The following is a 20159-nucleotide window of genomic DNA, read 5'->3' on the forward strand; positions in this document are numbered from 1 at the left end:
TGCACACTGTAAATAGAAAGAGAAACGTTAATATGCAATTTCGCGTCATAAGAGAATCTATTATTTAAAGATACAAAATCCCTCTACTGTTTTAATATACGTTTAGTTATAGTTCCATTTTCGCTACTTATAAGTAATACATACATTGAGCTTTGTAATTCTGAAATATCAATAAGGATATTTTCATTTGTCAGTGTGAGATTTATACTTTTTACTTTCCTTCCTCTTAAATCATAAATTTCTGCATACTCTAATACTGCTCCAGTAGGATTTTTGATAACAATTGAATCTTTCGCAGGATTAGGAAAAACCATGAGGTGCTCTAATTCATTATCTAAGACATTTAAATTAGGTACTACTTTTATATCAAAATTAACTGGTGTCGGAAATAGTACGTTCTTTTTAATTCTTAAGATATAGGTTGTATTTGCAATAAGGTTATCGAAACTTCCATTACCATTAAAACAACCTAATTCTATATTCAATGTTCCATCAGTACCTGGTTCTTCACAGGCATTAAATAATGAAAAACCATCACCATTCTCTGCGCCTGTAATCACCAAACTACCATCAATTGTTGGTTCTATAGTGTACCAAACATCTAAGTTTGTATTAGAAGCGGTATCACAACTAGCATCTATACTTTCTGTAGCTGAAGCTATATTAACACTATAACTCGTTGGTTCGGCAGACTCAATTGATAACATTACAGCGTCAAAACATTCGTCATTTATAGCTTTTTCTAAAGCTTGTATATCAAACGAAATTAAACCTGCAGTACTATCGTTTTCGGCAACACGTAACACATAATTGGTATTGGCGGCCAAATCTAAGAATAATCCATTTCCAGAAAAGCAATCTATCTCATTTCCACTACATACATCGAATAGTGTAAATCGTTGTGCATTATCCGAATTTAATATTTGAACATTGCCATTTACTGGCATACTAAATTGATACCATACATCTAAATTATTATTTGATGAAGTCTCACAACTAACATCAAGGCTCTCTGTAGCCGATGCTAAATTTATGGTAACTGTATTGGTTTGCGTGGTATCTACCGTTATATTTTCGGCATTAGCACATTCGTCATTCAATACAACTTCAAAGGCTTGCACCGAAAAATTAATAACTCCAGATTGTGTTTCTGGTTCACTAACTCTTAAAATATAATCTGTTGCAGCTAATAATCCTGTAAATGAGCCATCATTTGTAAAACATTGCAGTTCATTGCCTCCACAAGCATCAAATATTGAAAAACTCTGACTACTTTCTACATTAGTGATTTGCAAATTTCCGTTAACAGGCATTGTAAAACTATACCAGACATCTAGGTTATTAAAGGTTGCCGAATTACAACTAGCATCTATACTCTCAGTTGCAGCTGCTAGGTTAACACTGTAAGTATTAATCTGAGATGTTTCTACAGACATAGATTGAGCATTAGAGCATTCGTCATTAGTTAATACTTCAAAAGCCTGAATGCTCATATTTCTAGTTATGGCATTAGACGTAGATTGCCCAAAGCGCAATTTGTACGTTGTATTAGAATTTAAATTAAAAAAAGTACCATTTCCAGAGATACAGTCTAATTCTTCCCCTGTACAACTATTAAACAAAACACTATAATCTTTATTAGTGACCAAACCTGTCAACTGAATATTCCCATTTACTGGCATTACAAATTCGTACCATAAATCGAGGTTGTCGTTAGCAGCATTTTCGCAAGAAGCATTGATACTTTCCGTAGCACGCCTGGTATCGATAGTATAACTAGAAGGAGTTGCGGTTTCTACAGTTATTATTTCACTATTAATACAGTCATCATTTAATGCTTCTTCAAAGGCTTGAATTCTTACATTTCTAGATACTAATACAGTAGATGAAAAGCGCAATTTATAGCTAACACCAGACGCTAATCCATAAATAAATTGCGCACCTGTTTTACATGATATTTCGTTACCAGAACATGCATCGTAAAGCGTTACTACTTCCGCGCCAAGCTGTTTTAAGCTCAAATTTCCATTTACAGGCATTATAAAGTCGTACCATAAATCGAAATTCTCGTTAGATTCTGTTTCACATGAAGAGTTGAAACTCTCGTAAGCCGCTCTAAAATTTATAGTATAGTCAATAGAATTAGCAGTTTCAACTGTAATATTTTGGCTATCTGCGCACTCATTATTAGTAAGAAACTCAAATGCCTGAATTCTAAAATTAATAGGACCAGCTCTATCCTCTCTATCACTAATTCTTAAAATATATGTGTCACCTGCTGTTAGATTTAAAAAGAAACCTCTATCATAAACACAACCTAACTCACTACCTCCACAAGAGTCAAATAAAGTATACGTTTGATATTGAAATTGTTGCGCTTCCTTTATTTCAATATTTCCATTTACTGGCATTACAAATTCGTACCAAAGATCTAAATTATCATTAGTAGCAGTATCGCAAGAAGCATCCATACTTTCGGTAGCTAATCTTGAATCTATAGTATATTGCGTATAGTTTGATGTGCTTACAGAGATAGTTTCTCTATCTGCACATTCGTCATTTGCTGCTGCTTCAAAAGCTTGTACTCTAAAATTTACATTGCCATTAAATCTATATGAAAGTCTTAGAATATAGGTTGTTCCAGAAGTAAGACCACTGAATGAGGTTTCATCACTTCCGCAATCTATTTCCATACCACCACAACTATCGTATAGAGACACGTAGTTTAAAGAATTTAAATTACTAATAAAAAGTATGCCATCTAAAGGCATTACAAACTCATACCAAACATCTTTATTTGTATCTGCTGAATTTTCACAGGAAGCATTTAGGCTTTCAGTAGCATCTGTCATTGAGACGCTATATTGAATATAATCAGATGTGCCAATTGTTATCGTTTCTCTATTAGCACACTCATCATTTGGAGGTGCTTGTGCAAATGAAATTGATACTGATAATAAAAAGAAAATTGTGAGTAGTTTTAAAGATTCCATAATCTAAGATTTTAATTAATAAATAGCTGATTGCAAGCTAACTACAATTAAAATCAAATAATTAAGGGCATTCTCTAGTTTCTAAAAACTAGGGAATACCCTTATATAAAGTTGCAATTGAAATCGAAGTTTAAACTATAGATACTTCAATTCGTTCAAAATGACAATTAAAACGCGTTTACAATAGCATAAAAATCTTCAGCCTTTAAAGCTGCACCACCAATAAGTCCACCATCCACATCTGGCTTACCAAATATTTCCTTGGCGTTATTTGGCTTAACACTTCCACCATATAGGATAGAAACAGAATCTGAAACAGCATTTCCGTATTTATTAGCTAACGTTTTTCTGATAAAAGCGTGCATATCTTGTGCTTGTTCCGGACTTGCAGTTTCGCCTGTACCAATTGCCCATACTGGCTCGTATGCCAAAACAATATTTTTAAAAGCCTCTGCATCTAAATGAAATAGTGCATTTTTTATTTGGCTTTCTACAACCGCTTCTTCAATTCCTGCTTTTCTGTCTGCTAATTCTTCACCGAAACAAAAAATGGTACGCATATCATTAGCTAAAGCTGCATCAACTTTCTTAGCAAGAGATGCATCTGTCTCATTAAAATAGGCACGTCTTTCACTATGTCCTAAGATTACAGTTTGTATACCAATACTTTTAAGCATGCTTGCACTAATTTCGCCTGTATAAGCACCATTCTCTGCAAAATGCATATTCTGAGCAATAACTTCTATATTTTCTTGTCTTAATGACTGAAAAGCATGCCAAAGATTCGTAAACGTTGGTGCTATCATAACCTCAGCATCTGAAGTTTTAGTTTGCTTTAATAAGTCGGTAATCAATGTTTCAGTTTGCGCTAAATCATTGTTCATTTTCCAATTACCTGCTACTATATTTTTTCTCATCCTATCCCTTACCCTTTCCAAAGGAAAGGGAATTTTATTAATTAATATTAAATTTTGAAATACAAAAATAAGGTAAAAAAGACATACCTAACTTCTCTAAAAGCATGAAAAATAAGCGAAAACGTTATAGAAGAGGATAAAAAAATTTATATGCTCTTAATTCTTATAACACTTAAATAATTAGGACAACTTTACTCTAGGATCGAGCCAAGCATATATAATATCTACAAAAATATTAATTGTTATAAATATAATGGCAATCACCAAGACTGCTCCCATAATTACAGGCAAATCTAATGTATTAAGTGCGTTTACAATTTCTTTACCTAAGCCATTCCAGCCAAAAATATATTCTACAAAAACAGCACCTGCAAGCATTGAAGCAAACCAACCAGAAATCGCCGTAACCACAGGATTTAATGCGTTTTTAACCGCATGGTTTTTTATTACTTGATACTCGCTTAATCCTTTTGCCCTTGCTGTTCTAATAAAATCTTGGTTCATTACTTCTAGCAATGAATTTCGCATTAACTGAATTACAACGGCTAGTGGTCTAATACCTAAAACGATGGCTGGTAGAATTAAATTTTTCCATTTTATGGTTATTTTTTCCCCAAAATCATCAAGTTCGTACAAACTACCTGTCATTTCTAAGTTAGTATATTTATGCAGAACAAAACCAAATAGCCATGCGAAGAGTATTGCGCTAAAAAAGGATGGCACACTCATACCTAATGTACTAAGAATTTGAATAGATTTATCTATCCACGTATCTTTGTATAATGCAGAAATAATTCCGAAAATAATACCTAGTATAATCGCTATTATAATTGCAGAAACCGCTAAAACGAATGTATTAGGTAATGTTTCACCAATAACTTCCGTGACTTTTTTCCCTTGTTTAGTAAAAGATTCTCGCAAATATGGAGCCTTAATTACTGTCGTTGTATTACCAACAGTAAATAATTCTGCAGCCGAATATTTATTCTTACTTAAATACGTATAATCTTTTGGTGTATTAGAATGAAAAGAAATTGGAGACAAGTCATTTAGATAATACAAAAACTGCGTACTTAGAGGCTTATCAAACCCATATTTTTGTTTAACAGCTTTTACCTGTTCGGCCGTTTGATTTTGTCCCAACATCATTTTTGCAGGATCACCTGGCAGTATGGTAAATAAAAAGAAAATAACAGTAATGACACCAATTAAGGTGATAAAGGCGTAAAATAGTTTATTTAAGAGGTACCTAATCAAATTACAATTTTATATCATCGATATCGTTCCAATGAGTCTTATTCATTACAGTTCCCTTCTTTAAAACTACAATACCAGGATTTGATCTTACAATGGTTTTAATCACTTTTTCATCACATAGATAAAAATCGAAATTAAGATTGTAGTCTTCTTTTATTTGCAGCTTATCATTAGATCCAGAAGAAGTTAAACCTATTACAGTGTAGCCCTTTTTTATGGCGTTGTCAGTAAACGATTTTAATTTTGATTTACCATCGGCTTCACCTTTAGTAATATCATACATTGCAACAATAATTAAATTCTCTTCTTCCAAAAATTGCGATGTTAAATCTTCGTCATCAGATTCGATTGAAAAATCTTGAATTGGAGGAATATAGCCTTCATCTATAGTCTTCGTTTCTACACCAACATACTCACCATCTACTTTTGGGTAACTTCCGTTGGTTACAAACTCTTGTTCTTCACCGTTAACATTAAACGTCCAAGTGTATTCTAAAACAGGTTTTTGAGCGTCTTCTGGAACAGTCATGCCTTCTTGAATATTCTTACCAATAGCATACGCTCTAAAATCTATTGATGGTAAATGCATTAAAACATGATAGCCAAACCACAAAGACAATACAAAACTCAATAATGCAATTATAGTAGTTGGTAGTTTTGAAAATATGGGCTTAATATGTTTAATTCCAAAGAATAAAATGAGAATTAAAACTAGCAAAATTACATCTTTAGTAAAGCTTTCCCAAGGTGTTAGCTTAAGTGCATCACCAAAGCAACCACAATCTTTTACTTTATCGAAATAGGCCGAATAGAACGTTAAGAATGTAAAAAATACAATCATTGCCAAAAGACTCCAAATAGTGAATTTGGGCTTATAACCAATAAGCAAGAATACACCTAAAACGACTTCAAAAACAACAACAATAACTGAAATGCCTAATGCATACGGAATTAGAAATTCGATCTTTAAAACATCAGACCCAAAATATTCTTGTAATTTATAAGAAAACCCTAGTGGATCGTTCAGTTTTATAAATCCTGAAATGATGAATAAAACGCCTACTAAAAGTCTGCTTATGTGTACTAAGTATTTCATAAATATTAAATTCCAAAAATCAAAAACTAAATTCCAAACAATTAATTAAAAATTCAACTTTTTCTTTTATTTTAACTTATTAATAATAGCCGAGAGTATTTTTCTAATTTCATTAGCCTCCCGTCTTAAATTTTCAATCCTATCGTTTTCGCTTTCGTTTAACTCTTTTAATAGCCTTAACCAATACTCACTCTCCTTAGCTTCTTTTCTTGAGATTTTTAATCTAAACTTTAAATCTTTATCTCCTAGTTTTTCATTTCCTTCAATATAATTTGCGCCAACAGAACCTGAAGATTTCACCAATTGTTTACCATCTTCTATATTAGAAATTGTATTTTTTAAATCTCGAACCAAAAAACGACAATCTCTTGCAAAAACAAAGGTTCTCTCTTCTAAATTATAAATCTTATCGTTTCCCAAATTTCTTGGAATTTAGTTTTTGTGATTTGGAATTTATTAACTTTCACCCAAATGAATCATAGCAAAAACCGCATAATTTATCATGTCTTGATAATTGGCATCAATGCCTTCACTAACAATTGTTTTGCCTGCATTATCTTCAATCTGCTTTACACGCAATAATTTCTGAAGGATTAAATCCGTTAACGAACTCACACGCATATCTCGCCAGGCTTCTCCGTAATCGTGATTTTTATCTAGCATCAACTGTTTAGTCAAAGCCACTTTTTCGTCATATAGTTTAGTTGCCTCTTCAGTATTCATATCTGGCTGTTCAACAACACCTTTTTCTAATTGAATAAGTGCCATCACACAATAATTAATTATACCAATAAACTCACTTACTTCTCCTTCATCTACTTTTCTAACAGCATTTTGTTGCAAACCTCTTATGCGCTGTGCTTTTATAAATATTTGATCTGTAAGAGATGGCAGTCTTAAAATTCGCCATGCGCTACCATAATCACTCATCTTATTCACAAAAAGCGCTCTACATTTCGCCACTACAGCATCGTATTGTTTTGATGTATCTTGCATTAAGTTCCGTTAAAATTTCCGTAAATTTCGCATAAATAAATTAGAAGTTCAAAGTTTAGGGTTTAAAGTTTTCTAAACACTTTTTTTACAATTAATATGACAATAAACTGCAAAGGTGAATTGATAGATTTGTCGTCACCTAAAGTGATGGGTATTCTTAATGTAACACCAGATTCTTTTTTTGATGGCGGAAAGTACAAAGATGAATCAGAAATCCTTAATAAGGTAGACACAATGCTAGTACAAGGTGCTACTTTTATTGATGTAGGTGGTTACAGTTCGCGACCAGGTGCCGATTTCGTTTCTGTAGACCAAGAACTAAAACGTGTCATACCAATTGTAGAGTTTATCCTGAAACATTTTCCTGAAACTTTAATTTCTGTTGACACGTTTCGAAGTAAAGTAGCAGAGCAAAGTATAACTGCTGGAGCAGCTCTCATCAATGATATTTCTGCCGGAAAACTAGATGATAACATGTTAGCTACCATTGGGAAATTAGGCATCCCGTACATTATGATGCACATGAAAGGGAATCCTAAAACTATGCAACAACAAACAAACTATGTCGACTTAGTAAAAGAAGTGATTTCTTATTTTGCTGAACGAATCGCTAATGCACATGCCGAAAAAATTAATGATATAATTATAGATCCTGGTTTTGGTTTTTCTAAAACCACAGAACAGAATTATGAACTTCTTAATCACATGGAATTACTGCAAATGTTAGATAAACCTATGCTAGCTGGTGTATCTAGAAAATCCATGATTTACAAAACCTTGAAAGCAACACCAGACCAAGCCTTAAACGGAACAACTGCATTACATATGGTTGCTTTACAGAAAGGAGCTTCCATTTTACGTGCACATGATGTAAAAGAGGCCATGGAATGTATAACACTCTATAATCAACTAACTGCCAACTAAACTATGCGTTATATCTATTTACTTTTTATCTTATGCTGTTTTAGCTGTAATAACGAACGTGTGTTATTACTTCCCGAAATTGAAAATGCAGAAGTCACGGAAGTTCTAGATGTGTCTCCTGCTTATATCTTTTATGATGAAACACAACCAGATTCCGCCTTATTAAACCGAAAAAACTTAATCAGTACAACCAACTGGTTGGTTAATGTGGACAAGCGTTTAACTTTGAGACAAGCCATTCCGCATATTAAATTCTTACAAGAAAAAAAGCGAAATGCTAAAATGCATAAGAATGAAAATGCTAAGAATTATTTTACTTGTAATGATACTAGTATTGGTAGTTTGGGGTTTTTGGAGTTTACGGATGTGAATTATGCTAAAAAAGACTCAAGTAACTATTGGACTGGGAAACGTCATTTATGGTCAAGAAATCATATTGAAATACACTACATTAACGAAAATGATATTTTTATTGAAGGAATTATTACTGAATCTATTCAAGAGAAATCAAAAAGTAAAGAAATAGTAGAAACCATAACTGGTTTCATAAAAAATGATACAATTAAATTAATTCTAAACTTCAATCAAAAATTAAGCTTTCAAGACTACATTTCCTTGAAATCAGAATTACTAAAAATCAAAACTGATAAAATCATTATTGACACCAACGAATTCATTTATTAACTTTAATTACTAAATTAGCAAAAACACTTACTACTTGGAAAACTTACAACTTTGGGATTTTAGATTTATAGACTTCGTGGATGTTTTCTTAGTTGCCATTCTTTTGTATTATATCTATAAACTTGTAAAAGGTACAGTGGCTATCAATATTTTTATTGGTATTCTTATCATTTATTTTGCATGGAGATTGACCGATTACCTAGAAATGCATATGCTTTATAGCATTTTCGATGGTTTTATGAAAGTTGGTATTATTGCCTTAATTGTTGTCTTTCAACCAGAAATACGTAAGTTTCTATTAATGGTTGGCTCTACCAATATAGGTGGAAAGAAAAGCTTATTTAAAAACTTTAAGTTTCTTAAAAACGACGACCAAACTTCTACTGATGTTGATGCTATCATTAATGCTTGCAATAAAATGGGAGCTACTAATACTGGCGCTTTAATTGTCATAGAACGTAATAACAATTTAGATTTTCTTACAAATACAGGTGATGAAATGAATATCCTCGTTTCTCAACCAATAATAGAAAGTATCTTTTTTAAAAATAGTCCTTTACACGATGGTGCCATAATAATAGATAATAATGTGGTAAAAGCAACACGTGTTATTCTACCTGTAAATAACGAAAAAAACATTCCAGAACGTTTTGGTTTACGTCATAGAGCTGCAGTTGGTATCACTGAAAAAACAGATGCATTAGCACTTTGTGTAAGTGAAGAAACGGGTCAAATTTCTTATATAAAAGGTGGTGAATTTGTAATGTTTAAAGATACTGATGAGCTTACAAAAAAAATAAAAGAAGATTTAGGCTAGTGAATTGCAAAAACTGTCATAAAGTACTTAATAATACTCAAAGATTCTGTGATGAATGTGGGGCAAAAGTGATACAAAATCGTTTAACTCCTAAAGTCTTAGCCGCTCAAGTAAATGAGCAATTTATATCTATTGACAACAAGTTCTTACGCACTTTTATAGACCTTTTTAAGAAACCTGAAGAAGTAATCGATGGATACATTCATGGTACAAGAAAGAAATATATAGATGTGCTACAGTATTTTGCCATCTCATTAACTTTGGCAGGTATCCAAGTATTTCTAATGACCACCTTTTTTAGAGATGCTTTAGATTTTGAGTCAGAATTTCTCAATACAATTGCAGAGGCTCCTGGTAATGAAAACAATCCTTTTTTAAACTCAGATTTTGAAAGCACAAGCAAATATCAAGGTCTTATATATATCGTCATGGTGCCTTTCTCTGCAATTGGCTCTTGGATTGTTTATTATTTCTTAGGTGATAAACGCTATAATTTTACTGAGCATTTGGTGCTTAATTTATATTACTCTGCTCAAATTATAATAATTACTGCTATTTTAAGTATCCTATTTTTAATCTTTGGATTAAATTACTTAATAGTTTCAACAATAATCACCATTCCTACTTTTATCTATTTTTGGTATGTTTTAAAGCGTCTTTTTAAAGAAGGTTTTTGGGAAACCACAGCAAAATTTATTTTGGTAATGTTAGTTTATATTTTTGCATTTATATTGATGATGCTAATAGTTGGTTTAATAATAGGAATGGTAATTTACCTTAATAAATGAATTGTAAAAACTGCCAAACCGAATTACAAGAACAAGACGACTACTGCTTAAAATGTGGCGGAAAAGTGATTAGAAACCGATTAACGCTAAAGAATCTTTTTACACACCTAAGCGAGACGTTTTTTAATTACGATAATAAGTTATTAAGAACCATAGTTTCTTTAATCACAAAACCAGAAACTGTTATTAGTAGTTATGTTGAAGGTGTTAGAAAACGATTTGTTAATCCTATTAGTTTTTTTGGTCTTTCTCTTACTCTTGCTGGTATTTCAATTTTTTTAATAAAGAAATTTTATCTAGAATACTTTGACTTGCAAGCTTGGATGATGAATCTCGAAATATTTTCGAATGAAGCTGCTCAGCAAGCCTTGGCCAACTACTCTACTAGCGACTCTATGGAATATAGTTCGTTAATTTTTTCTGCCATAATACCTGTTTTTGCTCTTTTGTCTTGGATAGTTTTTTATGATAAAAAGTATAATCTTACTGAGCATATTGTAATTTATTTATACAGTATGTCATTATATTCTATACTGAGTATAATTATTGGTCAATTAATCCTCTTAATTATACCAAACTATTATATTTCATTTGTATTTTTAAGTTATCCAGTAATACTACTATATCATTGTTTTTTACTCAAACGCCTATTTAAATTAAGCTTTTCCGAAACAATTTTAAAAACCTTTTTGTTCCTAGTACTTTTTATTATTTGTTATATTATATTTGGAATAATATCTTTTGTAATAGGTTTAATTACAGGCACTTTTGATCTCAATAATTTTAAACCAAAAAGTAGTTAGGCAGATTCAGCCTTTAAAAACTGGACTTCATAAAGATTTTTGTAGTAACCACTTTCTTTTTCAAGGAGTGATTTGTGTGTACCCATTTCTACAATTTCACCAGCATCCATAACAATAATTTTATCTGCTTGCTGTATTGTAGCTAATCTATGAGCTATAACAATTGAGGTTCTACCTTCTGTAATCTTATCTGTAGCGTCTTGTATCAACTGCTCTGAATACGAATCTACTGAAGAAGTAGCTTCATCTAAAATTAAAATACTTGGATTAGTTACGTAAGCTCGTAAAAATGAAATTAACTGACGTTGACCAGAAGATAACATAACTCCACGCTCTTTTACATTGTAGTGATAACCACCTGGTAAACTCGAAATAAATTCGTGAATACCAATAGCTTTAGCTGCTTTTATGACATCTGCTTCCGTAATAGCATCATTATTTAATGTAATGTTATTAAGTATGGTATCAGCAAAAAGGAACACATCTTGTAAAACCACTGCTATTTGATTTCTAAGTGAACTTAAAGTGGTATCTTTTATATCAGTACCATCTATCCTTATGGTGCCAGAATTAATTTCATAAAAACGATTCAATAGATTTATAATAGTTGATTTTCCGGCACCTGTTGCCCCTACTATTGCTATAGTTTCACCAGATTTTACCCGAAAAGAAATCCCTTTTAAAACCTCTTCATCTTTAATATAAGAGAATCTTACATTATTAAATTCTATATCACCTTTAAAATGACTGGCTTCAATGGTACCAGCATCGTCAATATTAGAATTTGTATCTAATACTTTAAAGACACGGTCTGCAGCGACCATTCCCATTTGCAACGTATTAAACTTATTTGCAATTTGATACAATGGTCTAAATAACATTGGGATGAACATGGTAAAAGCAATTAAATCACCTAAAGATGCTGTTTGCCCTACGACAGTATTTAAACCACCAATCCATATAACTGCTCCCATGGTCAATGATGACACAAATTCTGCAATAGGAAAGAAGATAGAATTATACCAAACAGTTTTTAACCAACCTTTTTTATGACGTTCATTTATAGTCTTAAATTTCTTATACTCCGTCGTTTCACGAGTGAATAACTGTAGTATCTTCATACCAGTAACACGCTCTTGCACAAAGGAATTTAAGTTAGATACTTCCGTACGTACATCTTCAAATGCACGTTTCATATATTTTTGAAAAATCTTGGTTGCAATGACTATTATTGGCATAGTTACGAGCACTATAAGTGTCAACTTCCAATTCATAAATAGCATAAATCCGGCAACTACGGCCATTTTTAAAATATCGCTAAATATCATAAAAAGACCTTGACCAAAAATGTCTGCAATTCGCTCCATATCAGTTACGGCTCTTGTAATTAAAACCCCTACTGAAGACTTATCAAAATAAGTCATTTTAAATTTAAGCATATGGTTAAATAACTTAACACGTATGTCTTTAACCACCGATTGCCCTAACCAACTTGCATAATAAATAAATAACAATTGACAAATCACTTCTACAATAAGGAGTGCAAGCATTAAAACTATGTAGATAACGAAACCATCATACTTTTTTTCTGCGATTTGCGTATCAATTGCTTGTTGAAGCACATAAGGTCTTAACGCTCCAAACACTGCCAAACCAATAACACAAAATAGAGAAATAACAAATACCGTACGATAAGGTTTTATGTACTGTAATAGTCGCTTAAAAAGCGTAACATCAAATATTTTTTTCTTCTCTTCTGCCATGCTCACTTTCCGCGAAAACGGAAATTTTTAACTTATTAATTCTTAATTGTATCTGGATAAACAATATTAACCAAATATAGTCCATGTGCGGGAACTGAAAACCCTGCTTCACTTCTATTCTTAGAAGCAATAATTTTATGCAAATCTTTTGGCTTTATTTTTCCAAAGCCAATATTAACCATTGTACCAACAATAGCCCTTACCATATTACGTAAAAAACGATCTGCTGTAATTGTAAATATAAGCTGATTAGAATTCTGAGTCCAAAAAGCCTCTTTTATATCACAATTATACGTTTTTACATCTGTATTACTTTTAGAAAAGCATTGAAAATCTTTATACTCTAATAAGATTTTGCAAGCTTCATTCATAGCCTTAAGATCTAAAGGTAATTGTACCAGATAAGCAAAATCATAATCAAACACATTTTTTGAAGTTGAAATCTTATAATGGTACGTTCTACTTTTAGCATAAAACCTTGCATGAATTTCGGGCTTAACCTCAAAAATAGCTGCAATTGCAATGTCTTTTGGCAATATAGAATTTAGTTTATTTACTAAATTATTGACTTCAAAATTACCTTCAAAATCAAAATGAGCAAACATTTGAGAAGCGTGCACTCCTGTATCTGTTCTACCAGCTCCCATAATAGAAATTTTAACTTTCAAAATAGTACTCAAAGCCTTTTCTATAACTTCTTGTACAGAAATAGCATTAGGCTGAATTTGCCAACCATGATACGCTTTACCGTTATATGAAAGTTCAATGAAATATCGCAATAGAAATCTTACTTTTGTAAAAGCACAAAGATAGGCTTATTCCTGTGAAATCGAAGATTCATGAATACCTTAACTTAAAATTAATAGATTATGAATAAGGCAGGAATCACGTTTACAAAAAAATTAAACTAATAATCGCTAAAGCGTTTACATTTGAAAAAAATACTCTTATTATCAGATACGCATAGTTATATAGACGATGCTATACTAAAGTATGTAAAACAAGCAGATGAAGTTTGGCATGCTGGTGATATTGGCGATTTAAAAGTAACAGACAGTATTAAGAAGCTTAAACCTTTAAAGGCAGTTTATGGTAACATTGATAATGCCGAAGTAAGAACAGAATTTCCGCTTCATAATAGATTTAAATGCGAAGAAGTTGATGTATGGATTACACATATTGGTGGTTATCCTCCTAAATACAATAATCGTGTTAGAGAAGAATTACAATCTAATCCTCCCGATATTTTTATTACTGGACATTCTCACATTCTTAAAGTAATGCCAGATAAAAAACTGAATTTATTACACATGAATCCAGGAGCCGCTGGCAAACATGGATTTCATAAAGTAAGAACAATGCTACGATTTAAAATTGACGGAAAGCAAATAAAGGATTTGGAAGTTATTGAATTTGAAAAAAGATAAAATAAAAAACCCAGACGGCAGCGTCTGGGTTTTTCACACTAATATACTAAGATTTTAGGTTCATCGTAATCGATCTACAGATTTTACAAGATCTTCATCCTTTTTAATAGCCTTGTTAGCCAAGACTAAACACACAATAGAAAAAATAGGAAGAAGAATCCCAATACCTTTCTCAGAAACGTTAGTTTCTCCAGATACATTTAGAGATTGATAAACAAAGATTCCTAGTAAAACAAAGTTTAATAAGATATTAAGTCGTCCCATTACAAATTGAGACTTTCTATTTTTAAAACTAAATATTGAAATTAATGACAGCAAGGCAGAACCCATAAATAGACTTAAATACATATAGTTATCTAAAGCAAATACTTTAGCACCTTCAGTGTTTGTCCATAAATGAAACACGAATATTAGACCTGCTGAAATACCAGCTGCTAAAATTAAATAAAGTGTTTGTATCCGTTGAATCATATCTTTTACTAAAAAAGCATTGCAAAATTAGTAGTTTATTTTTTAAAAAGATAGAAATTGTTTTAAAATAAAATCGTATTATTGCAATAGAAAGGCATAACGCACTGAGTTGTATCTTTCTAATCTTCCAAATTAATTTCACTTTTTTTCTTTTTTTAAATCATCTAGAAAACATTGAATTAATAATATCAACATTATAATACATTATACTACATACGAATGTTTGAAATTTCACAGTTAAAAGCTAAGAAGCTTCCTGAATTGCAGGACATAGCGAAACAACTAAAGGTACCAAAATACCGTACACAGAAAAAATTAGACTTGGTTTATCAAATTTTAGATTACCAAGCTGCCAATCCAGATGCTATAAAAGGCAAGGTGGAATCTGAAACTCCTTCAGAACCAAAACAACAAAACAAACCACCTCAAAAAAGAACAAGGGTTCAACAAAAACCAAAAGAAAACAAAGAACAAAAGACTTTAGAATTTTCTGATAAAAAAGAAGAAACTAACACAAAGCCTCAAGAACGTAAACCCCAAGAGCGTAAACCTCAAGAGCGCAAGTCTCATACTGAAAAGTCTAATAAAGACAATCAGAATAAAAAAGGTAATGACAATAAGTCTAACGACCGTAAAGACGATAATAGACGTTCTAACAACAATCAGAACAACGATAATAGACAAAACCGCTCTAAGGACGGAAATCGCAATAACAATCAAAAAAATAACGGCAATAAGGATAATAGAAATCGTTACCGTGAGCCAGATTTTGAATTTGATGCCATTATCGAAAGTGAAGGTGTCTTAGATATTATGCAAGATGGTTATGGATTTTTAAGATCATCGGATTATAATTACTTAACCTCTCCAGACGATATTTATGTATCGCAATCCCAGATTAGACTATTTGGTTTAAAAACAGGTGATACTGTTCTAGGACATGTAAGACCTCCTAAAGAAGGTGAAAAATACTTCCCTTTAATTAAGGTGAGTAAAATTAATGGTCAGAATCCTAATGTTGTTAGAGATAGAGTTGCGTTTGAACATTTAACACCTTTATTTCCACAAGAAAAATTCAATATAGCCGAAAAGCAAGCGACTATTTCTACACGTATTATGGATTTGTTTGCTCCTATAGGTAAAGGACAACGTGGTATGATTGTATCGCAACCAAAAACTGGTAAAACAATGTTACTAAAGGACGTTGCTAATGCCATTGCAGCAAATCATCCAGAAGTTTATCAAATGATTTTATTAATTGATGAACGTCCTGAAGAGGTAACTGACATGCAACGTAATGTTCGTGGTGAAGTTATTGCTTCTACTTTTGATAAAGAGGCTCACGAGCATGTTAAGATTGCTAATATTGTTTTAGAAAAAGCAAAACGTTTAGTTGAGTGTGGACATGATGTAGTTATTTTATTAGATTCTATTACACGTTTAGCAAGAGCATATAACACTGTACAACCAGCATCTGGAAAGATACTTTCTGGTGGTGTTGATGCTAATGCATTACACAAACCAAAGCGTTTCTTTGGTGCCGCGCGTAACATAGAAAATGGTGGTTCTTTAACGATTATTGCAACTGCATTGACCGAAACAGGTTCTAAAATGGATGAAGTTATCTTCGAAGAATTCAAAGGAACTGGTAATATGGAATTACAGTTAGATCGTAAAATATCTAATCGTCGTATTTTCCCAGCTATCGATTTAACATCATCTAGTACAAGACGTGATGATATTCTATTAGATGAAACAACAATTCAAAGAATGTGGGTGATGCGTAAATACTTAGCAGACATGAATCCTGTTGAAGCTATGGAATTTATTAATGATCGATTTAAACAAACAAAAAACAACGAAGAGTTTTTAATTTCTATGAATGGATAAAACTTTTTAACCATATTTTAATTTAAAAACCTCGAATATTAAGTTCGAGGTTTTTTTATGGAATACATTATATCTTTACTAAATTTTAATTCAAAATAATACGTTAGTTTACTGAATATTTATTCTAATATTATTAAATTGATACTGAATATAATGTGGGCTAGAAATTAGTTTTTCTGCACGAATTAATAAAAATCAATTATTTTTAATTTTCACGCTTTAAAATAAATTATATATATTTGTGTAATCGATTACAATTTAAAATAATTATGTCAAAATATACAACAAGATACGCATCAAATCCAGATTCTGTAAAAAACTATAATACCCAAGAATTACGTGATGAATTCCTTATTAAAAACGTTTTAAAAAAAGACGAACTAGAATGGGTCTATTCGCATTACGATAGGTTTATGACAGCAGGTGTTATGCCCATAAACAAATCGGTAGCTTTAGACACAATAGACCCCTTAAAAGCCAGTTTCTTTTTAGAACGTAGAGAACTAGGCATAATTAATATTGGTGGTTCTGGTATTATTACAGCAGACGGAGAAACTTACAACCTTGAGCACAAAGAAGCACTATATTTAGGTCAAGGCAATAAAGACGTGGTGTTTGCAAGTACATCATCAGATAATCCTGCTCAATTTTACTTAAACTCAACACCAGCTCATAAAAAGTTTCCTAATAAAAAAATAGGAACTAATGATGTTGAAGTTATACAATTAGGTGCACCAGAAACGGCAAATGCTAGAACATTAAGAAAATACATCGTTAACAGCGTCGTGGATGTTTGCCAATTACAAATGGGTATGACGACCATTAAAACAGGTAGTAGCTGGAACACGATGCCAGCACACGTGCACGACAGACGTATGGAAGTTTATTTTTATTTTGAAGTACCAGAAGACCAAGCCGTTTGTCATTTTATGGGACAACCTCAAGAAACACGTCATATTTGGATGGCAAATGGAGAAGCAGTAATTTCACCACCTTGGTCTATTCACTCAGGTTCTGGGACGTCTAGCTACTCATTTATTTGGGGAATGGCAGGTGAAAATTTAGACTATGGAGATATGGACGTCTGCAAGATTAACGAATTAAGATAATTCAATTATGTCTATACAATTATTCGACTTATCAGGCAAAGTTGCCTTAATTACTGGCGGAACTCATGGTTTAGGAATGGCAATGGCAATGGGTCTTGGTAAAGCTGGAGCAACTTTGGTCATCAATGGAGCATCCTCGCAAGACAAATTAGATAAGGCCATAGCAAAATATAAAGCCGAAGGTTTAAATGCTTTTGGATATTTGTTTGATGTAACAGATGAGTCTAAAGTGATAACTAACATCACTAAAATTGAAAAGGAAGTTGGTGCCATTGATATCCTTGTAAATAATGCTGGCATAATTAAGAGAACACCTCTCGAAGATATGGAAGTAGAGGATTTTGAACAAGTTTTAAAGGTAGATTTAGTAAGTCCTTTTATTATGTCTAAGCATGTTATAAAAGGTATGATTAAACGTGGTGAAGGAAAAATTATAAACATTTGCTCTATGATGAGCGAATTAGGAAGAAATACCGTTGGGGCTTATGCTGCAGCAAAAGGTGGCTTAAAAATGTTGACAAGAAATATGGCTACCGAATGGTCTAAACACAACGTGCAAGTTAATGGTATTGGTCCAGGCTATTTTGCCACCACACAAACAGAACCTATACGTGTAGATGGTCATCCGTTTAACGATTTTATTGTAGGCAGAACACCAGCTGGTCGTTGGGGAGATCCCGAAGATTTGCAAGGAGCAGCAATATTTTTAGCTTCTAAAGCTAGTGATTTTGTTAGCGGACAAATTGTATATGTCGATGGTGGAATATTAGCAACCATAGGAAAACCTTCTAACGAAGACTAACCAACCAAACCAATGAGTAAACATTTTATACACGATAATTTTCTACTAGAAAATAAATACGCAGAGGAATTATACCATAATTATGCAAAACATCAGCCTATAATAGACTACCATAACCACTTACCACCACAAGAAATTTTGGAGGATAAGGTTTATAATAATCTTTCAAAAGTTTGGATAAATGGTGACCATTACAAATGGCGTGCGATGCGTACCCTTGGCATCAATGAAAAATATATAACAGGAGATGCTTCGGATAAAGAGAAATTTATGCAATGGGCAAAGGCAGTGCCTTACACTATGCGTAATCCATTGTATCACTGGACACATTTAGAATTAGCCAGATATTTTAATGTCAATGATTTACTAAACGAAAAAACTGCAGAAAAGATATACCAAGCAACTTCAGAGAAATTAAGCAGTTCTGAGTATAGCTGTCGAAATTTACTAAGAAAAGTAAATGCAGAATTGGTATGTACTACTGAAGACCCAGTTGATACATTAGAACATCATAAAGCCCTATCTAAAAGTGATTTTGAAGTAAAAGTAAGTACCGCTTTTAGACCAGATAAGTCTATTTTAATTGGAAATGATGGTTATAACAATTATATAGATAGCTTAGGAAAAGCTGCTAACATTAATATTGAAACCTATCAAAATCTAAAAGATGCTTTACGAAGCAGAATAGAATATTTTCACGCAAACGGTTGCAGATTATGTGACCATGGATTAAATCAGATTTCTTTTGAATCTTTTACTGATAGTGCTATTGAAGCTATTTTCAAAAAGAAACGAAAAGGTGAAACTCTATCAAATGAAGAGGTCTTAAAATTTGAAACAGCTACACTTTTATTTTTATCTGAAACCTATCACGAATTTGGTTGGGTGCAGCAATTTCATTTAGGCGCATTACGTAACAACAACAAACGTATGCATTCTATTTTGGGACCAGACACAGGTTGGGATTCTATTGGAGATTATTCGCAAGCCGAAAAACTATCAGCATTTTTAAACCAATTAGATAGTAAAGATAAATTAACCAAAACCATTATTTACAACCTTAATCCTGCTGATAACGAAGTTATGGCCACCATGATTGGAAACTTTAATGATGGTAGTGTAAAAGGAAAGGTGCAATTAGGTTCTGGTTGGTGGTTTTTAGATCAAAAAGATGGAATGACCAAGCAATTAAATGCCTTATCAAATATGGGTTTAATTAGCTGTTTTATTGGTATGCTTACAGATTCTCGTAGCTTTTTATCATTTCCGAGACACGAATATTTTAGAAGAATTCTTTGTAATCTTTTAGGTGATGAAGTAAAGCGTGGAGAACTTCCAAAAGAGGAAATGGAATGGATTGGCAAAATGGTTGCTGATATCAGTTATAATAATGCAAAAGCCTATTTTAATTTTTAATACTAA

At 32.2% G+C, this 20159-nt stretch carries 19 protein-coding genes; 10 read left to right on the top strand and 9 right to left on the bottom strand.

Features of this window, described 5'->3' with window-relative positions; all coding sequences use genetic code 11:
- Positions 1-83 precede the first annotated feature (83 nt).
- The 6 genes from H8K90_RS01210 to H8K90_RS01235 form a co-directional block, all read right to left on the bottom strand.
- Positions 84-2993, bottom strand: a complete 2910-nt coding sequence (locus H8K90_RS01210) for a T9SS type A sorting domain-containing protein (protein WP_186844115.1) — start codon at positions 2991-2993, stop codon at positions 84-86.
- A 167-nt stretch (positions 2994-3160) separates the two neighbouring features.
- Positions 3161-3910: a triose-phosphate isomerase gene (gene tpiA, locus H8K90_RS01215; RefSeq protein ID WP_186844116.1), complete on the bottom strand. Its 750-nt coding sequence runs from the start codon at positions 3908-3910 to the stop codon at positions 3161-3163.
- Between the two features lie 180 nt (positions 3911-4090).
- Complete coding sequence (locus tag H8K90_RS01220) at positions 4091-5167, bottom strand: ABC transporter permease (protein WP_186844117.1); 1077 nt, start codon at positions 5165-5167, stop codon at positions 4091-4093.
- Between the two features lies 1 nt (position 5168).
- Positions 5169-6263: a BT_3928 family protein gene (locus H8K90_RS01225; RefSeq protein WP_186844118.1), complete on the bottom strand. Its 1095-nt coding sequence runs from the start codon at positions 6261-6263 to the stop codon at positions 5169-5171.
- Between the two features lie 66 nt (positions 6264-6329).
- Complete coding sequence (locus H8K90_RS01230; RefSeq protein WP_186844119.1) at positions 6330-6683, bottom strand: four helix bundle protein; 354 nt, start codon at positions 6681-6683, stop codon at positions 6330-6332.
- Between the two features lie 36 nt (positions 6684-6719).
- Positions 6720-7259, bottom strand: a complete 540-nt coding sequence (locus H8K90_RS01235; protein WP_186844120.1) for a DUF1599 domain-containing protein — start codon at positions 7257-7259, stop codon at positions 6720-6722.
- Positions 7260-7355: 96 nt separating this feature from the next.
- On the opposite strand from H8K90_RS01235, the gene folP reads away from it, so the two are divergent.
- From folP to H8K90_RS01260, 5 genes are all read left to right on the top strand, one after another.
- On the top strand, positions 7356-8183 hold the full coding sequence (gene folP / locus H8K90_RS01240; protein ID WP_186844121.1) for a dihydropteroate synthase: 828 nt from the start codon (positions 7356-7358) through the stop codon (positions 8181-8183).
- A gap of 3 nt (positions 8184-8186) precedes the next feature.
- Positions 8187-8867: a hypothetical protein gene (locus H8K90_RS01245; protein WP_186844122.1), complete on the top strand. Its 681-nt coding sequence runs from the start codon at positions 8187-8189 to the stop codon at positions 8865-8867.
- Between the two features lie 34 nt (positions 8868-8901).
- Complete coding sequence (gene cdaA, locus H8K90_RS01250) at positions 8902-9684, top strand: diadenylate cyclase CdaA (protein WP_186844123.1); 783 nt, start codon at positions 8902-8904, stop codon at positions 9682-9684.
- Positions 9685-9752: 68 nt separating this feature from the next.
- Positions 9753-10472 carry a DUF3667 domain-containing protein gene (locus H8K90_RS01255; RefSeq protein ID WP_186844124.1) on the top strand — a complete coding sequence of 240 codons (720 nt, stop codon included), beginning with the start codon at positions 9753-9755 and terminating at the stop codon, positions 10470-10472.
- Complete coding sequence (locus tag H8K90_RS01260) at positions 10469-11275, top strand: DUF3667 domain-containing protein (protein ID WP_186844125.1); 807 nt, start codon at positions 10469-10471, stop codon at positions 11273-11275. The genes H8K90_RS01255 and H8K90_RS01260 overlap by 4 nt, the downstream gene beginning before the upstream one ends.
- On the opposite strand, the gene H8K90_RS01265 is transcribed toward H8K90_RS01260, so the two are convergent.
- Positions 11272-13038 (bottom strand): ABC transporter ATP-binding protein, encoded by a 1767-nt coding sequence (locus H8K90_RS01265; protein WP_186844126.1) that lies wholly within the window; start codon positions 13036-13038, stop codon positions 11272-11274. The two genes, H8K90_RS01260 and H8K90_RS01265, sit on opposite strands and share 4 nt — an antisense overlap.
- Positions 13039-13073: 35 nt before the next feature.
- Positions 13074-13817 (bottom strand): tRNA pseudouridine(38-40) synthase TruA, encoded by a 744-nt coding sequence (gene truA, locus H8K90_RS01270; protein ID WP_186844127.1) that lies wholly within the window; start codon positions 13815-13817, stop codon positions 13074-13076.
- Positions 13818-13970: 153 nt separating this feature from the next.
- On the opposite strand from truA, the gene H8K90_RS01275 reads away from it, so the two are divergent.
- Positions 13971-14465 (top strand): metallophosphoesterase family protein, encoded by a 495-nt coding sequence (locus tag H8K90_RS01275; protein WP_186844128.1) that lies wholly within the window; start codon positions 13971-13973, stop codon positions 14463-14465.
- A gap of 60 nt (positions 14466-14525) precedes the next feature.
- Here the strand turns inward: H8K90_RS01275 and H8K90_RS01280 are convergent, their stop codons facing one another.
- Entirely contained in the window at positions 14526-14936 is a 411-nt protein-coding gene (locus H8K90_RS01280; RefSeq protein ID WP_186844129.1) for a DUF4293 domain-containing protein, read from the bottom strand.
- A gap of 219 nt (positions 14937-15155) precedes the next feature.
- On the opposite strand from H8K90_RS01280, the gene rho reads away from it, so the two are divergent.
- The 4 genes from rho to uxaC all read left to right on the top strand — a co-directional run bounded on the left by rho (position 15156) and on the right by uxaC (position 20153).
- Complete coding sequence (gene rho, locus H8K90_RS01285; RefSeq protein ID WP_186844130.1) at positions 15156-16826, top strand: transcription termination factor Rho; 1671 nt, start codon at positions 15156-15158, stop codon at positions 16824-16826.
- 269 nt (positions 16827-17095) lie between these two features.
- Positions 17096-17935, top strand: coding sequence for a 5-dehydro-4-deoxy-D-glucuronate isomerase (gene kduI, locus H8K90_RS01290; RefSeq protein ID WP_186844131.1), 840 nt, complete (start codon positions 17096-17098; stop codon positions 17933-17935).
- A 7-nt stretch (positions 17936-17942) separates the two neighbouring features.
- Positions 17943-18737 (top strand): gluconate 5-dehydrogenase, encoded by a 795-nt coding sequence (locus tag H8K90_RS01295; protein ID WP_186844132.1) that lies wholly within the window; start codon positions 17943-17945, stop codon positions 18735-18737.
- 12 nt (positions 18738-18749) lie between these two features.
- Positions 18750-20153 (top strand): glucuronate isomerase, encoded by a 1404-nt coding sequence (gene uxaC / locus H8K90_RS01300; RefSeq protein ID WP_186844133.1) that lies wholly within the window; start codon positions 18750-18752, stop codon positions 20151-20153.
- Positions 20154-20159: the final 6 nt, after the last annotated feature.

Origin of the sequence: Winogradskyella echinorum, assembly GCF_014297365.1 — a bacterium.
GTDB lineage: Bacteria > Bacteroidota > Bacteroidia > Flavobacteriales > Flavobacteriaceae > Winogradskyella > Winogradskyella echinorum.

Excerpts from the sequence above, each read along its gene's own strand:
- H8K90_RS01245 (WP_186844122.1), top strand. The coding sequence starts at position 8,187 with ATGCGTTATATCTATTTACTTTTTATCTTATGCTGTTTTAGCTGTAAT.
- H8K90_RS01235 (WP_186844120.1), bottom strand. The coding sequence starts at position 7,259 with ATGCAAGATACATCAAAACAATACGATGCTGTAGTGGCGAAATGTAGA.
- H8K90_RS01265 (WP_186844126.1), bottom strand. The coding sequence starts at position 13,038 with ATGGCAGAAGAGAAGAAAAAAATATTTGATGTTACGCTTTTTAAGCGA.
- kduI (WP_186844131.1), top strand. The coding sequence starts at position 17,096 with ATGTCAAAATATACAACAAGATACGCATCAAATCCAGATTCTGTAAAA.
- folP (WP_186844121.1), top strand. The coding sequence starts at position 7,356 with ATGACAATAAACTGCAAAGGTGAATTGATAGATTTGTCGTCACCTAAA.
- H8K90_RS01225 (WP_186844118.1), bottom strand. The coding sequence starts at position 6,263 with ATGAAATACTTAGTACACATAAGCAGACTTTTAGTAGGCGTTTTATTC.
- H8K90_RS01210 (WP_186844115.1), bottom strand. The coding sequence starts at position 2,993 with ATGGAATCTTTAAAACTACTCACAATTTTCTTTTTATTATCAGTATCA.
- tpiA (WP_186844116.1), bottom strand. The coding sequence starts at position 3,910 with ATGAGAAAAAATATAGTAGCAGGTAATTGGAAAATGAACAATGATTTA.
- H8K90_RS01260 (WP_186844125.1), top strand. The coding sequence starts at position 10,469 with ATGAATTGTAAAAACTGCCAAACCGAATTACAAGAACAAGACGACTAC.
- H8K90_RS01280 (WP_186844129.1), bottom strand. The coding sequence starts at position 14,936 with ATGATTCAACGGATACAAACACTTTATTTAATTTTAGCAGCTGGTATT.
- H8K90_RS01295 (WP_186844132.1), top strand. The coding sequence starts at position 17,943 with ATGTCTATACAATTATTCGACTTATCAGGCAAAGTTGCCTTAATTACT.
- rho (WP_186844130.1), top strand. The coding sequence starts at position 15,156 with ATGTTTGAAATTTCACAGTTAAAAGCTAAGAAGCTTCCTGAATTGCAG.
- uxaC (WP_186844133.1), top strand. The coding sequence starts at position 18,750 with ATGAGTAAACATTTTATACACGATAATTTTCTACTAGAAAATAAATAC.